The 14,957-nt window shown below is 54.0% G+C and carries 18 protein-coding genes; 4 read left to right on the forward strand and 14 right to left on the reverse strand.

The genetic code is table 11. From position 1 onward, the window contains the following. Position 1: 1 nt before the first annotated feature. The 4 genes from QWY82_RS02100 to pomA form a co-directional block, all read right to left on the reverse strand. Positions 2–565 carry an HNH endonuclease gene (locus QWY82_RS02100; protein WP_290259488.1) on the reverse strand — a complete coding sequence of 188 codons (564 nt, stop codon included), beginning with the start codon at positions 563–565 and terminating at the stop codon, positions 2–4. Between the two features lie 371 nt (positions 566–936). Then, positions 937–1,554 carry a PilZ domain-containing protein gene (locus QWY82_RS02105; protein WP_290259489.1) on the reverse strand — a complete coding sequence of 206 codons (618 nt, stop codon included), beginning with the start codon at positions 1,552–1,554 and terminating at the stop codon, positions 937–939. Beyond that, complete coding sequence (locus QWY82_RS02110) at positions 1,554–2,540, reverse strand: flagellar motor protein MotB (protein ID WP_290259490.1); 987 nt, start codon at positions 2,538–2,540, stop codon at positions 1,554–1,556. The genes QWY82_RS02105 and QWY82_RS02110 overlap by 1 nt, the downstream gene beginning before the upstream one ends. Before the next feature lie 11 nt (positions 2,541–2,551). Then, on the reverse strand, positions 2,552–3,313 hold the full coding sequence (gene pomA / locus QWY82_RS02115) for a flagellar motor protein PomA (RefSeq protein ID WP_290259491.1): 762 nt from the start codon (positions 3,311–3,313) through the stop codon (positions 2,552–2,554). A gap of 260 nt (positions 3,314–3,573) precedes the next feature. Between pomA and QWY82_RS02120 the strand changes: the two genes are divergently transcribed. The 4 genes from QWY82_RS02120 (at position 3,574) to QWY82_RS02135 (ending at position 7,480) form a co-directional block, all read left to right on the forward strand. Next, positions 3,574–3,819 (forward strand): exodeoxyribonuclease VII small subunit, encoded by a 246-nt coding sequence (locus QWY82_RS02120; RefSeq protein WP_290259493.1) that lies wholly within the window; start codon positions 3,574–3,576, stop codon positions 3,817–3,819. 2 nt (positions 3,820–3,821) lie between these two features. Then, positions 3,822–4,709, forward strand: coding sequence for a polyprenyl synthetase family protein (locus QWY82_RS02125; protein WP_290259494.1), 888 nt, complete (start codon positions 3,822–3,824; stop codon positions 4,707–4,709). 116 nt (positions 4,710–4,825) lie between these two features. Further along, positions 4,826–6,727, forward strand: a complete 1,902-nt coding sequence (dxs, locus tag QWY82_RS02130) for a 1-deoxy-D-xylulose-5-phosphate synthase (protein ID WP_290259495.1) — start codon at positions 4,826–4,828, stop codon at positions 6,725–6,727. 33 nt (positions 6,728–6,760) lie between these two features. Continuing rightward, positions 6,761–7,480, forward strand: coding sequence for a leucine-rich repeat domain-containing protein (locus QWY82_RS02135; protein WP_290259496.1), 720 nt, complete (start codon positions 6,761–6,763; stop codon positions 7,478–7,480). 130 nt (positions 7,481–7,610) lie between these two features. On the opposite strand, the gene ribA is transcribed toward QWY82_RS02135, so the two are convergent. The 10 genes from ribA to nrdR all read right to left on the reverse strand — a co-directional run bounded on the left by ribA (position 7,611) and on the right by nrdR (position 14,835). Then, the gene (ribA, locus tag QWY82_RS02140) at positions 7,611–8,219 is read right to left on the reverse strand and encodes a GTP cyclohydrolase II (protein WP_290259497.1); all 609 of its coding nucleotides are present in this window, start codon (positions 8,217–8,219) and stop codon (positions 7,611–7,613) included. Between the two features lie 65 nt (positions 8,220–8,284). Continuing rightward, positions 8,285–8,929 carry a retropepsin-like aspartic protease family protein gene (locus tag QWY82_RS02145; RefSeq protein WP_290259498.1) on the reverse strand — a complete coding sequence of 215 codons (645 nt, stop codon included), beginning with the start codon at positions 8,927–8,929 and terminating at the stop codon, positions 8,285–8,287. An 11-nt stretch (positions 8,930–8,940) separates the two neighbouring features. Then, positions 8,941–9,435 carry a phosphatidylglycerophosphatase A family protein gene (locus tag QWY82_RS02150; RefSeq protein ID WP_380736124.1) on the reverse strand — a complete coding sequence of 165 codons (495 nt, stop codon included), beginning with the start codon at positions 9,433–9,435 and terminating at the stop codon, positions 8,941–8,943. Further along, positions 9,416–10,387, reverse strand: coding sequence for a thiamine-phosphate kinase (thiL, locus tag QWY82_RS02155; RefSeq protein WP_290259500.1), 972 nt, complete (start codon positions 10,385–10,387; stop codon positions 9,416–9,418). The genes QWY82_RS02150 and thiL overlap by 20 nt, the downstream gene beginning before the upstream one ends. A gap of 40 nt (positions 10,388–10,427) precedes the next feature. Further along, positions 10,428–10,880: a transcription antitermination factor NusB gene (gene nusB / locus QWY82_RS02160; protein ID WP_290259501.1), complete on the reverse strand. Its 453-nt coding sequence runs from the start codon at positions 10,878–10,880 to the stop codon at positions 10,428–10,430. Positions 10,881–10,883: 3 nt separating this feature from the next. Next, positions 10,884–11,354 (reverse strand): 6,7-dimethyl-8-ribityllumazine synthase, encoded by a 471-nt coding sequence (ribH, locus tag QWY82_RS02165; protein ID WP_290259502.1) that lies wholly within the window; start codon positions 11,352–11,354, stop codon positions 10,884–10,886. A 42-nt stretch (positions 11,355–11,396) separates the two neighbouring features. Continuing rightward, positions 11,397–12,518, reverse strand: a complete 1,122-nt coding sequence (ribBA, locus tag QWY82_RS02170) for a bifunctional 3,4-dihydroxy-2-butanone-4-phosphate synthase/GTP cyclohydrolase II (RefSeq protein ID WP_290259503.1) — start codon at positions 12,516–12,518, stop codon at positions 11,397–11,399. A gap of 13 nt (positions 12,519–12,531) precedes the next feature. Continuing rightward, a complete protein-coding gene (locus tag QWY82_RS02175) occupies positions 12,532–13,203 on the reverse strand; it encodes a riboflavin synthase (RefSeq protein ID WP_290259504.1) in 672 nt (223 codons plus the stop codon). A gap of 11 nt (positions 13,204–13,214) precedes the next feature. Beyond that, positions 13,215–14,366: a bifunctional diaminohydroxyphosphoribosylaminopyrimidine deaminase/5-amino-6-(5-phosphoribosylamino)uracil reductase RibD gene (ribD, locus tag QWY82_RS02180; protein WP_290259505.1), complete on the reverse strand. Its 1,152-nt coding sequence runs from the start codon at positions 14,364–14,366 to the stop codon at positions 13,215–13,217. A gap of 1 nt (position 14,367) precedes the next feature. Continuing rightward, positions 14,368–14,835 carry a transcriptional regulator NrdR gene (gene nrdR, locus QWY82_RS02185; RefSeq protein WP_290259506.1) on the reverse strand — a complete coding sequence of 156 codons (468 nt, stop codon included), beginning with the start codon at positions 14,833–14,835 and terminating at the stop codon, positions 14,368–14,370. Positions 14,836–14,957: the final 122 nt, after the last annotated feature.

Below are 14,957 nucleotides of genomic sequence, written 5' to 3' on the forward strand. Positions count from 1 at the left end.
GTTACAACCAACGACAGTTATTGGAAAACTGCGGCCGCAGGTATTCCATTTGGTCGCCGCGTATGCGGTCGCTATTTACCAAGGCGAGATACTCGGCATTGTTAGGCCGATAAGGCAAAGCAATGAGGCTCATCTGAATCTCATCCAAGAGAAAATTACTTTTGTGTTGGTTGCAGCGCTTGCACGCTGCCACAACATTTTCCCAGCGATCCAAACCGCCGCGGCTGGTGGGCTGCACATGATCGCGCGACAAATTGATAAAGCTGAAAGACTTTCCGCAATACAAGCAGCGATAGTCATCGCGCCGAAACAGCGCTCGATTGGTCAGCGGTGGCCGATTGCGCACGGGCGCTAATCGACCGCCACCGCAGGCCAGAATTGACGGCAACTGAATGCGACTGGTTAAGCCAGTGAGCCGGGATTCGCCACCCACCACGCGCTTAACCACGCCGCCCAAACTCCAGGTCACCAAATCTCTCGCGTACAGACACACCGCCTCCTGCCAACCGATCCATTCAATGGGCTGGCCGGACAGATTAAGTCGAAGAATACGTGCTTCAGGCATTGGGTCTCTCCATGAACAACGGACGAAATTCATCGGCGCTATGGCTAGCTAGGTAAAAAGCTACGGCGCTAGCGCGAAAGAGATATGACAAAAACAGGAAAGATCGAACAAAAAAGACGATAAAGTGGTATTTAAAAGCGAGAAAGTTACCGGCTACTAAGAAAAGCAGCACAAGGTCGTCACATGAGCGCCTGGTAACAATGAAGGCGAAGCCCTCCTCTTCTGGTTAGGCATTTAGTTCGAGTGTATAAAATTCATACAGATCGTCAAGCACTTTTTCCGGCTTCGCCGGCTGCTCGCCTCAGCGGAGCGAGGGTTAACGCGTAACCGCTCAAGCCTGTCGCCCGGCACAAAGCGACAGCCTAAGCACACTATTTAGTTGCCGGCTTTGGTATACCAAGCGCCAGCGCCGCTTGCAGCTCTGATTGTTCCTCGAGCTCAACCATCAGCCGATGGTCACGCAACTGCGAGCCTTGGCGCTTAACAATGTGCTGAATTAGAACCTCCTGATCGTGGGGGCTAAGTGCAATAAAGTTTGTCCGCAAATAATAGCCACCGTCAACCGGTTCACAGTCGAGCACCTTGCCGTAGGTGACGATATGATTGCCCTCCGGCCGTAAAATCAAATCGAGACTCAACACCTTGCCGGCGGCAATTAATTCTTCAGTGATAAAAGCCATGCCACAGGCACTGATGTTGACCTCGCGCACGCGATGCGCAACATCCCTAACCAATCGACTATCGAGCTCTAACTGCGCAATAACACAGTTAATTTTGTTATTTAGGGTGGTAAATAATTCCGTCATCACCGGCGACGACAACTGCGGCAATAGCTGATCGATAGCATTCTCATAGCGAGACAGTAAACTCAGCGTATCCACCGGTTGTGGATCGTGCTCTTGCCGCGTTCTCGCCTCCTCTTCGGTCAGCACGCGGTAAGCCACCCCCACCTTGTCATTAATGCGAAAAAAACGTCGGCGCTCGGGCATCAGAACACCTCGCTCGGGTCGAGATCAAAGAGATACTCTGGGTCCAAATTTAAATCGCGCAAAATATCTTGCCCCTCTTCTTTCAAGACTTCCAGATCGGCCTTGTCGATATCCGAATCCACACCCTGCTGAATCACAATTTCCACCCGGCGATTGCGCGCCCGGTTTTCGCCGCTGTCGTTCGCCACCAAAGGTTTAGTATCGGCAAAACCCGAGACCTGAAACCGACGCGGATTGATTTCATTGCCGCGCATCAGCTCCGACGCCACAGATACCGCCCGGCTCGAAGAAAGCTCCCAGTTGGAGCGAAAGCGCGCCGTGGCGATAGGCACGTTATCGGTATGCCCTTGCACTTCAATCTTGCCGGGCTTAGACCTTAGCACGGCGCGAATTTCTTCCATGACATCGGCGTATTCACCCACTAAATCAGCTGAGCCCGAGCGGAACGAACCCTTTTCTCGAATGCGAATAATAATTTTCCGGCCCTGGGTTTCAATTTCAATTTCACCGGCAATAATTTGTGACTGCAGCGCCTGAGCCAGCTCGACGGCATCGTTTTCAGTTTGCTGAATCAACTCTTCGAGCTTTTCTCTTATGCGCGCTTTAATACCCGCTTCCGTGGCTTGCTCGCCCTGCTCGACGTCGTATTCTTCGTTGCACTGAACCTCCAAACTCATCTCGGTAATGTCTTGGGTTTTTTGCCATATCTCGTTAATTGGTGTTGGGTTTGGCGTGCCGGGGCTAAACTCCTGCGCGATGATGCTGGTGCCCTTGGGCACGTCATCCACATTGAGTTTATTTTGCACGCCAAAGGCCTGCGCCATGGAGCCAGCTAAACGCTTAAACTTCATGGCATCCATTTCAGAAAAAGATAACAACAGCACAAAGAAACACATCAACAGTGCCATTAAATCTGCGAAGGTGCCCATATACGCGGGCAAGCCCGGCGGTGGACATTTACAGTCGTGCTCTTCCTCGTCAGCCACAGGTTTACTCCTTAACCCGCATCTGCCGCTTCGCGCTTACCTTCGGGAAGGTAGGTGCGCAACATGGAATCGATAACCCGTGGGTTTTGACCGCCCTGAATCGCCAAGAGCGCATCCAGCACCAAGCTCTTGATCATGGCCTCTTCACCGGCGCGCAATTTCAGTTTGTCGGCCATGGGGCCAAAAATACCGTTTGCCATAATCGCGCCATAGAGCGTCGTCAGCAGCGCTACCGCCATGGCTGGGCCAATGGATTTTGGGTCATCCATGTTCGACAACATGGCCACCAACCCCACCAAGGTGCCGATCATGCCCATGGCCGGCGCCGTTTCTGCCATAGCCGCAAAAATCTTGGCGCCATACTCATGTCGCTCGATGGCCAGGGCTTTGTCTTTAGACAAGAGCGCCTTCACTACCTCGGGGTCGTGACCGTCAACCAACAGCTGAATACCCTTCTGCAAAAACGAGTTACTCACCTCTTTGCCTTCTAGAGAGAGTAAGCCGCCCTTTCTGGCGGCATCGGCAAGTTCGACGATTTCGGCGATCAAATCCACCGGATCGGTACTTTTAAACAGGAAGCTTTTCGCCATGATTTTCACGGCAGAGAGGTAATGAGATAAACCAAATTTGATCATTACCGCAAAAATCGACCCACCCACCACAATGACAAAGGAGGGCGCATCGGCAAACATACCTAAATTACCCGCCATCAACATGGCGGTCAAAATCAAACCAATGGTCCCCAAAAGGCCAATGAGCGTGGCTAAATCCACAGAAAACTCCTTACTTGCTTATCGATATCCGCAGCCATTGCCGGTTTTCTTCTTACTTATCGTCCAAAGCCACTCAAACTGAACCCTGCGACTACCGTATTAGTTTAGTTAGGAAACTGGGATTAGCTTGGAAATCAGTACAAAGAATTTTCGCTTTTAGATACAGCGCACCTTCGCGATTGACCGATCCGAAGCCCTCGTATAGGGTGGCGGCTTCAACGAATACCGCACATTTCTGCCCAGATACAGGACGCTTAGCCATGGCCAGCCGCAAAAAACCACAAGACTTCGAACAGTCCCTGGCCGCACTCGAAGCGTTAGTTGCCAAAATGGAAAAGGGCGACCTCAGCCTCGAAGACTCCTTGAAGGCCTTTGAGGAAGGCGTACAACTCACGCGCGAATGCCAAGCGCGGCTGCAGGCCGCCGAGCAAAGAGTACAAGTGCTATTGGCGCAAAATGGTGACGTGCGCTACGAAAATCTCGATGGCAGCGAGCAAGAAGACTGATCATGGAAGTAACGCTCAATGCCTTCAGCCAGCGGGTTAAACGCGATGTCGACGCTCGCCTAGCACAAGCCTTAGACCAGCTGGCCGGCTCTGGCGCGCAGCTGAAGGCGGCCATGCATTACAGCCTAACTAACGGCGGCAAGCGCGTGCGCCCGCTGCTGGTTTACGCCAGCGCCCAAGCCATTAGGCCGGGCATGCAAGAGGGCCTCGAATGGATAGCCGCCGCGCTCGAATCTATTCACGCCTACAGTTTAGTGCACGACGACTTACCCGCCATGGACGACGACGATTTACGGCGCGGTAAACCCACTACCCATATCGCCTTTGACGAAGCCAGCGCGATTTTAGCCGGCGATGCCCTGCAAGCCTTTGCCTTTGAGCTGTTAGCGCTTGCACCCTTGGCGGCCGAGCTGAAAGTTCAATTAATCACTCACCTAGCCCGTGCATCTGGCGCCCAGGGCATGGTGCTGGGCCAGGCCATCGATCTAGCCGCGGTCAATCAACAACTCGACCTGCAGCAGTTGGAGCGCATGCATCGGCACAAAACCGGCGCACTTATCTCGGCCGCGGTGACCATGGGCGCGCTGGCCGCCGGCGCCAATGCCGAACAATGCTTGGCGCTGGAACACTACGCCGAGGCGATTGGCCTCGCCTTTCAGGTGCAAGACGACATACTCGACGTCACCTCAGACACCGAAACCTTAGGCAAACAACAAGGAGCTGATAGCAGCCACAATAAGCCAACCTATGTGTCGCTACTAGGGTTAGACGGGGCAAAAGCCAAGGCGCAGGCGTTGCATAGCGACGCCCATCAAGCGCTCGCCCAACTTGGCCCCGCTGCCGATACACTCCGGCAATTAGCGGACTATATCGTCGAGCGCAAAGCCTGATGGGGCGACCGGATTGCCCGCGCCCCCAATTTCCCCAATTGGCGCTAGTCATTTAACCACTGGCGCCCTAAAATGGCCGGTTCAAGCCTCAAGCTAGCCAGTGCCGACATTCAGTTATGTTTAACGAAATTCCCCGCCAGCGCCCAGAAACACCGCTCCTAGACAGCATTGCGCTGCCTGAAGATTTGCGCTTGCTGGATGTCGATCAACTGCAAGATGTAGCGCAACAACTGCGCCACTACCTGCTCTACTGCGTCGGGCAAACGGGCGGCCACTTCGGCGCCGGCTTAGGTGTGGTCGAACTTACCGTGGCACTGCACTACGTGTACAACACCCCCGCCGACAAAATCATTTGGGATGTGGGCCACCAAACCTACCCGCACAAAATTCTCACTGGCCGGCGCGAAGCCATGTTGAGCATGCGCCAAAAAGACGGCCTGGCAGGCTTCCCCAAGCGCAGTGAAAGCGAGTACGACACCTTTGGCGTGGGCCATTCAAGCACGTCAATTTCCGCTGCCTTAGGCATGGCCTTAGGCCATGAAATGGCCGGCCTCGACAATAAAACCGTGGCTATCATTGGCGACGGCGCCATGACCGCCGGTATGGCCTTCGAGGCACTGAATCACGCCGCGCACACCGAAACCGACATGTTGGTTATTCTAAATGACAACAATATGTCTATTTCCAAGAACGTCGGCGGTTTAGCCACCTACTTCTCGCGCATCTGGGCCAGTAAATCCTACAACGCCCTGCGCGAAGGCAGCCGCAAAGTGCTGTCGAAAATTCCCGCTGCCTGGGAGCTAGCGCGCAAGACCGAAGAGCATATGAAGGGCATGGTGTCGCCCGGCACGCTATTCGAAGAACTGGGCTTCAACTACGTTGGCCCCATCGATGGCCACGATACCGCAGGCCTGGTGCGCTACCTCACTAATTTGCGCGATATCAAAGGCCCTAAGCTACTGCATATCATTACCCAGAAGGGCAAAGGCTTTGCGCCTGCAGAGGCCGATCCGGTTGGCTACCATGCGCTCAACAAAATTGAGCCCAAACAACCGGTACAAGATGTCGCCAGCAGCAAGCAAAAATATCAAACAATATTCGGCGACTGGTTGTGCCAACAAGCCGCGGTGGATGAGCGCTTGGTGGCGATCACACCCGCCATGTGCGAAGGCTCCGGCATGGTGGATTTTGCTCGACAATTTCCCGAGCGCTTCCACGATGTCGCCATCGCCGAGCAACACGCCGTCACGCTAGCAGCCGGTCTTGCCTGCGAAGGGCAAAAACCGGTGGTGGCGATTTACTCGACCTTTTTGCAGCGCGCCTACGACCAACTGGTACACGATGTCGCCATTCAAAACCTCGATGTCACCTTCGGCATAGACAGAGCGGGCCTAGTCGGCGAAGACGGCCCCACCCATGCCGGCAGTTTCGACTTAAGTTTTTTGCGCTGCATTCCCAATATGATAATCGCCGCGCCGTCAGACGAGGCCGAGTGCCATCAACTGCTGTGCAGTGCCTATCAATTTAAGGGCCCAGCCGCAGTGCGCTACCCGCGCGGCACTGGCATAGGCGCGACCATCACCACCGAGCTGCAGCCACTACCGGTTGGCGTCGGCCGTCGGGTCAGGGAAGGCAAACACATTGCCATCCTGTGCTTCGGCACGCTGCTGGCGAACGGGGAAAAAGCCAGTGCCCAGTTAAATGCCACCCTGTGCGATATGCGCTGGGTTAAACCCTTGGACGAGGCGCTGATTCTCGACTTGGTTAAACAGCATGAACTCATCGTGACGCTAGAGGAAAATGCTGTCGCCGGCGGCGCTGGCTCGGCGGTCAGCGAGTTTTTGAATAGCCAAGGCATTAGTGTGCCGGTATTGCAGCTGGGCTTACCAGATAGCTATATCGATCACGCCAAACAATCGCAAATGCTCGCGGCAGCGGGCCTCGACCCGGAAAGCATCGTCGCCCGCATTCAGACCCGCATGGCATCCCTCGCACTGAGACCCGCGGTCAACGCCTAAATTTCCCACTGACTCTGCAACCAAGGACAGCGCATGCAGAAAAGCTCAGCCTATGTTTTTATTGCCACCGCCGCCGCGGTGTTCGCCCTTGGCAAATGCGCCAGTGGTCCGGCGCCGTCGCAACAAGTTGCCGAGTCGGAAGCCACACTGCGCTACGCAGAAATCAAAGCTGCACGCGACGCTAACCGACTAAACTCAGCCGAGCTCGAGGCATCGATCCAACACTTAGATCAACTCGGGCTCACCGATCAGGCGCTGTATCGTTGCGTTAGAGAAAGTGTTGAGTACGCGCTGGCCCACACCGGCGGCAAAGTCATTACCCAGCCCACCGACATCGAACAACTTGACTGCGCCGGGCGCGGTATTTTTCGCCTCAACGGCCTTGAGCATTTTAAAAAATTAACCAACATCGATTTATCGGGTAATAAAATTACCAGCCTCGAACCCTTGAGCCAATTGCACGACGTAGAAAAGTTAGATATCGAGAGCAACCAAGTCACCAGTATTTGGTCTATTCTCGGCATGGACAAACTCACCACGTTAAAGCTCACCGGCAACCCAGTGGGCGACCTCAATCATGTGAACGGGTTTAATAGCCTCGATACCCTTAAATTTAAATTGAGTAACAAAGACCGGTGTGATTATTTGGTGAGCATTAAAGAAGCGCTTACTTACAGCAAGGCCTCGCTGGCGATCCCCAGCCGCTGTGTGGACGAATTCGGCGAGCCGGCGCGGCTCTCTGATTTTGAGTAAGCGCAGTTGACAGGAAAATGCGTTAACAGGTTACAGGACAGGCAAAGGCCCAACTCAGGTGACGGCCGTTTGCTTTTGTTGGTCGCTCTTGCTTGTCCTGTAAGCTGTAAACTGTAAACTCACTTTCCTGTTAACTTTCTTCATCCGCCTCGTCAGACAATATGTGACCCAACTTACCCTTTTTAGTTTGTAAGTATTTTGCGTTGTGCGGGTTGCGTCCGGTTTGATGGGCTATGCGCTCCACCACCGGCAGGCCAATATCTTTCATCGCTTTCACTTTGCGCGGGTTATTGGTCATCAAGCGAATTTTTTGAATTTGCAGTTGTTCGATCATCGGTTTGAGGATGGAGTAATCGCGCATATCTGCGCCAAAACCTAAGGCCTCATTGGCCTCCACCGTATCGGCGCCGCAATCTTGCAATTTGTAAGCTCGAATTTTATTGAGCAAACCGATGCCGCGGCCTTCCTGACGCAAATAGAAAATCACGCCCCGGCCGGCGATGGCAATTTTATGCATTGCGGCCTGCAGTTGTGCACCGCAATCACAGCGCAAACTAAACAACGCATCACCGGTTAAGCACTCGGAGTGAATACGCGCCAACACCGGCTCTTCACCGCGCACGTCGCCCATGGTGAGTACCACATGCTCTTTGTTATTTGCACTGTCTTCAAAACCATGCATTTCAAACGTGCCCCACGGGGTGGGCAAGCGGGAAGACTCTACGTATCGAATTGTCACTTAAAAACCTCTAAATTACGGTGACCTACTGCGTCAATGCGCTCAGCTTTTAAAATTTAAAAAACTTAAAAGCGCGACCGAATGACTAGTACGCCCTGCTCGCGGTCGATATCGACCTTATCGAGAAAACTATTACCCAATAACACCATCTCTGGAAAATCACCCGCCAGCACCACAGCAGAAACTTGATTAACCAACACGTTACCAACGCTGACTGAATCCAAATTCACCTGCCAAGACTTTATTTTTCCGCCCGCCGTTGTCGCCATACCCACCAAACCTTGGCGATACTGCAGACCTAATGACTGGGCATGGCGTTCACTCATGGCAACCGAGGTTGCACCTGTATCCACCAGCATATCCACAGGCCGGCCATTGATTTGTCCCTTGGCCCAATAGTGGCCACCCTTACCGGTATTAATTCTTACTAAGGCTTTTTCCGGTGCCGCAAATAACGCGCCTATCTTGCGGTTCAGCGTTAATTCCTGTTGCTGGCCTCGGTAGGAAATAACGACACTCTTGCTATTAGCGGCGATCACCTGAACGCCCTCGGGGCTTGTGGCGCCAACTTTCAGCAACTGCCGCTTACCATTGATATCGAGCAACGCACTGCCTTTAAATAAAGCGCTGACCTGAATATCCACCTTGCCACTCGCCATCAGCGCACTAGGTAGAGACAAACTGATACAGAGCAGAAACAATCTGATCATGCGCCAAGGCTTCACGACACACTGATTACGGTTAGCTGAATCACCAGCAACGCCATCAAACCGGCTAACACATCATCCAACATGACGCCGAAACCGCCCTTCACTTTTTTATCTGCCCAGCCAATGGGCCAAGGCTTCCAAATATCGAACAGGCGAAACAAAACAAACCCGTATAACACCCAAATAAATCCTTTAGGTGCAAACAACATGGCTAGCCAATAGCCAACGAACTCATCCCAGACAATGGCGCCGTGATCGCTTACACCTAAATATTTGCCGGCGTAATCGCACAGATAGATACCAACCAAGGCCGCTAACAAAAGCGTAGCGACATAACCCGCTAGAGGCAGCTGTTGGAGCAGTAAATACAACGGCACAGCCATGAGGGTACCGGCCGTTCCCGGTGCTTTAGGCGCCAAACCACTGCCAAAACCCAGGGCTAAAAAAAGACGCGGGTTGGCAATTAACGCGCTAAAAGACGGTAGGCTAATTGGCGCCGTCAAAATGACTGTAACCTCGACGCTTGGGCTCGAACACCTCACCCTCGATGTAGCACACCACTTCGCTGCCCTTAACAATTTCACCAATGGCCGTGGCGTGTAATTTACCGCTGCTAATTAACTGCTCGATCTTCGCCAGTCGCGCTTGCGGCACGGTAAAGCAAAGCTGGTAGTCGTCGCCACCGGCCAGAGCCCAGTCGGCAATTTGCTCGGCCGTGGCCACTTTATTCAACGCCGTGGAAACTGGTACTCGCTCAATATCAATTTTTGCGCCCACGCCACTTTCTTCACAGATGTGACCAAGGTCGGCTAACAAACCATCCGACACGTCGATACCACAGGTGGAAATATCGCGCAGCAGTTTGGCATCTTTAATGCGCGGTAACGGCCGATAATAATGCGACATGAAATAACTGAAGGCGGATTTACCAACGGTCAACTCCTGACGAATAACCGCTAACGCCGCCGCCGCATCGCCGAGATTACCGGTAACATAAACCACGTCGCCAACGCGCGCATTGGATCGCATCAACGCATGTTCAGCCTCTACCGCACCGTGCACTTGGATGGTAATAGCCAGTGGCCCACGCGTCGTATCGCCGCCCACAAGCGCAATATTAAATTCATCGGCAACGGTGAACAGCCCCTTGGCAAAACCTTCGAGCCAACGTTCATCCACCGAGGGTAGTGTTAGACCCAAAGTGAACCAAAGTGGCTCCGCCGCCATCGCTGCTAAATCACTGAGATTTACCCGCAGCGCGCGCTCGGCAATTAACTCGGGGTCGGCGTTGCGCGGAAAGTGAATGCCGCCCACCAAGGTGTCCATAGACACGGCGAGCAGCTTATTCTCTGGCGCGCTCAACAGCGCACAATCATCGCCAACGCCCATGTTGACACCGAAGGCACGGGCCGACTGATAAAAGTACCGCTTGATGAGTTCAAATTCACTCAACGCCATAACAAATCCTCAAAATTTTCGCTAAATCCTTTTATAGTCGTTAGCGCGCTTGACCGCGCTCCGCTTTAACTTCGATTGCACGAAGGTGGGTAGCCGCTTGATCTAATACGCCGTTGATAAATTTGTGTGCGTCAGTGGCGCCAAACTTTTTCGCTAAGGCGACACCTTCGTTAATCACCACTTTATAGGGCACATCCAAACGGTACTTCAACTCGTAAGTCGATAAGCGCAACAGCGCCTGGGTAATGGGATCTAACTCTTGCAAATTGCGCCCCTGCAAATAGGGCTCAAACGCGGCCTCAATGGCGTCTAACTTGGCCGGCACTTGATGCAATAACTCTTGAAAATAAGGCACGTCAACTTTCGCCATGTCGTTATCGGTGCGAAACTCGGCTTCGATAGCGTTGAGCGAACTGCTCGCCATTTGCCATTGATACAAACCTTGCATGGCATAGTGGCGCGCCTGGCGACGCGCCGATGCGGAAACTGTCATAACTTATACCTTGGCCAACAAAGAGACCATTTCCAACGCTGTTAAGGTGGCTTCGACACCTTTATTACCTGCTTTCGTACCTGAGCGCTCAATAGCCTGCTCGATGGAATCAACCGTCAGCACACCGAAAGTCACCGGTACGCCACTGGCCATAGACGCCTGCGCCAAGCCCTTAGTGCACTCGCCGGCCACGTATTCAAAGTGGGGTGTGCCGCCGCGAATAACCGCGCCCAAAGCGATGATGGCATCAAATTTTTTCGTGTTTGCTAACTTCTGCGCCACCAGTGGAAATTCAAATGCGCCCGGCGCGTAGTAGATAGTAATGTCTTCGTCTTTAATACCGTGACGACGCAGCGTATCGAGCGCACCGTCTTTTAAACTCTCAACCACAAAACTATTCCAACGGCTTACGATGAGTGCGTACTTGCCTTGGCACTGGGCGAAGTCGCCTTCGATAACTTTAATATTGCTCATGGTCTTTCCTATTCACACTTTTCAAAAATTAATTTTTACGGTTCAGTCGGGGCAAGAAAGCCGGTCGACAACTTCTAAATCAAAACCAGAAATTGCCGAGAACTTTAACGGCGCCGACATTAAGTTCATTTTTCGCACGCCCAAGTCGCGCAAAATTTGCGCGCCGGTGCCCACTTGTTTATAGACCGCGTCTTGACTTAATTGCCGCTGACGGCCAGACAACATCCAATCGATATTATCGGCAATGTCTTGCGGCGTTTCGGTGTGACAAATCAACACCACTACACCGCGGCCTTCTTTTTCCACGGCGCGCAAGGCGGCGTGAAATGTCCAGGGTGTATACTCGCTGTCCGAGGGGCGCTGAATAGTTAACAAATCGCGCGCGTTGTCTTGTACGTGCACGCGCACTAGCGTTGGCTCCTCGCCCTTGACGTCGCCCTTCGACAAAGCAAAGTGCAATTCTTGGCGCGCGATATCGCGGTAAGTGCGCAAATCAAATTCGCCGAAGGCGGTTTTTACGCTGCGCGTGCTTAAACACTCAACGGTCTTTTCTTTCACCGAGCGGTAGTGAATTAAATCGGCAATGGTGCCAATTTTTAAATCGTGTTGTTTGGCAAATATTTCCAGGTCGGGGCGTCTGGCCATGGTGCCGTCTTCATTCATGATTTCGACAATTACCGCCGCCGGCTCAAAACCTGCTAAGCGGGCCAAATCGCAACCGGCTTCCGTATGACCGGCGCGACTTAATACGCCACCCGGCTGCGCCATCAATGGAAAGATATGGCCAGGCTGAACAATGTCTTCGGGCTTGGCGTCGCGCTGGACGGCGGCGCGCACTGTGCGGGCGCGATCTGCTGCCGAAATACCGGTGCTAACACCGGTAGCGGCTTCAATCGACAAGGTGAAATTAGTCGAGTGTTGAGCACGATTGTGGCCGGCGCCCACCATCAAGGGCAAATCTAACTGGCGGCAGCGCTTTTCCGTCAGTGTTAAACAAATTAACCCGCGCGCATGCTTGGCCATGAAATTAATGTCTTCCGGGCGAATCTGATCGGCGGCGATGACCAGATCGCCTTCGTTTTCCCGGTCCTCATCATCCATCAAGATAACCATTTTACCTTGACGAATATCGTCGATGAGTTCTTCTACGGTATTGAGTTCCATAATGCTTCCTGTTTCATTGACCACGGTTAAAACCGTTTTCAGTCAAAAATGCCATGGAGAGGCTGCCGGACTTCTTTGCAGGTTCGGCCGCTTTATCTCCTAAGAGTAGTCGCTCGAGGTAACGCGCTAGCAGATCTACTTCCAAATTTACTTGGGTGCCTGCTTTATAGGTGCCCATCACCGTCTTCTCAAGGGTGTGGGGCACGATATTCAATTCAAACTCGGCGCCATCGACGGCGTTAACCGTGAGGCTGGTGCCATCGACTGTGATGGAGCCTTTATGGGATATGTACTTGGCCAAATGCTTGGGCGCGCGAATGCGAAAGCGCTCGGAGCGACCATCGCCGTGCCGGCTCAGCACTTCGCCAACACCATCGACATGACCGCTCACCAAGTGCCCGCCTAAACGCGTTGTAGGCGTCAGGGCCTTTTCGAGATTTACCGGCATGCCACTAGCCCAGCTGGCGAGGGTGGTATTGTCGAGCGTCTCAACGCTGACGTCGGCCCAATAGCCGTCGCCGGGTAACGCCACCACAGTGAGACATACGCCATTGGTGGCAATAGAATCACCCAAGTGTACATCGCCGAGATTTAGCCCCCGGGTTTTTACCCGCAGGCGCAAGTCACCGCCTTTGGCTTGTGCGGTGGCTATTTCACCGACGGCTTCAATAATTCCTGTAAACATTGTGCTACCCGTTAACTCACGTGTGCGACCGCGGCAGGTCTGGCGGTGATTCGCCAATCTGACCCCACGGCGCGAATATCGACTATTTCTAACCGTCGCTGCTCGGCCATTTGATCGAGCGGCAATTGCAACAGCGGGCGCGCTGAGGAGCCCATAATGGTCGGCGCCATATACACGATAAGCTCATCCACTAAGCCTGCCGCCATAAAACTGCCCGCTAGGCGGCTGCCCGCCTCCACCAAGACCTCGTTGCACTCGCGCCGCACCAATTCTTCCAGCAGTAACGTCAAATCCAAACCGTCGCTCTGCTGCATGGGCAAGGCCCAGCTCTGCACCGGCACGGCACTGCCGGCATAGGTTTGCGGATTGTTTTGCACCAGCAACACCGCGCCGCCAGCGCTTAGTAGGCGACTCGACTGCGGCATGCGATTGCGCCTATCGAGCACCACCCGCAAGGGCTGCCGCGCCGCCGCTTTGGCGGCCAAATCGGCCGGCAAGCCTAAATCTTTGGCGCGCACGGTCAGTGCCGCATCGTCGTGTAAGACCGTGTCGATGCCAGTAATGATGGCACAGCTGGCGGCGCGCAAACGCTGCACATCGGCGCGCGCCTCGGTGCCGGTTATCCATTGCGATTCGCCGCTGGCCATAGCCGTGCGGCCATCGAGGCTCATGGCGAGCTTTACTCTCACCCAAGGCAAGCCAGATTCCATGCGCTTGATAAAGCCAGGATTCAGCGCCCTAGCCTGAGCCTCCATGACTGGGCCGACAACCTCAACACCGGCCGCCGCCAAGCGCTTCAGCCCGCTACCGGCAACCTTTGGATTAGGGTCTTGCATACCATAGACCAGACGCGCAATGCCGGCATCAATCAGCGCTTGGCTGCAGGGGCCAGTGCGGCCTTGATGATTACAAGGTTCAAGGGTGACGTAAGCGGTTAAACCTGCGCTGCTTAAACCCTGCTGCGCCAGCGCCGCTAGGGCATTCACTTCGGCGTGGCCGCTGCCGGCCTGCTCGTGCCAGCCCTCGGCCACGATTTCTGGGCCAGCCTCGCGCGCAGCCACCAGCACGCAGCCAACCCGTGGGTTGGGCTGGGTGGTGTAGCGACCATAGTCAGCGAGTTGTATAGCGCGCGCCATAAAGCGTGCGTGATCGGCACTGCTCACACTATTCTCCGGCGCGCGGGCTACGCTCTAGGCGCTCGATTTCATCGCGAAATTCGCTAATGTCTTGGAACTGGCGATACACCGAGGCGAAGCGCACATAGGCCACTTCATCGAGGCTGCGCAGCTTTTCCATGACTTTTTCACCGAGTAAACGCGATGGTACTTCCCGCTCGCCCGTGGCCTGCAGCGCGTGTTTGATTTGATTGAGTGCGGATTCGATATCTTCCATCGACACCGGGCGCTTCTCCAGCGCGCGCAACAAGCCCGCCCTCAACTTTATTTCGTCGAAAGGCTCGCGCGTGCCATCTTGTTTGATAATGCGCGGCATGAGCAGTTCGGCCACTTCATAGGTGGTGAAGCGCTCGCGACAGGATAGGCATTCACGACGACGGCGCACCTGATCGCCTTCGGCGACCAAACGAGAGTCGATGACTTTGGTGTCATCGGCGCTGCAAAAAGGGCAATGCATAGCGTCAATCCAGCAATAATGTGGCGCGCATCTTACCACGCGCAGCCCCAGAGGCACTAAATTGACAGCAAATACGGCCTGAAAAGTGAGGCTATACTGGGATTTTCACCCCTGATACCAGC

It is taken from the genome of Simiduia curdlanivorans, assembly GCF_030409605.1.
Lineage (GTDB): Bacteria > Pseudomonadota > Gammaproteobacteria > Pseudomonadales > Cellvibrionaceae > Simiduia > Simiduia curdlanivorans.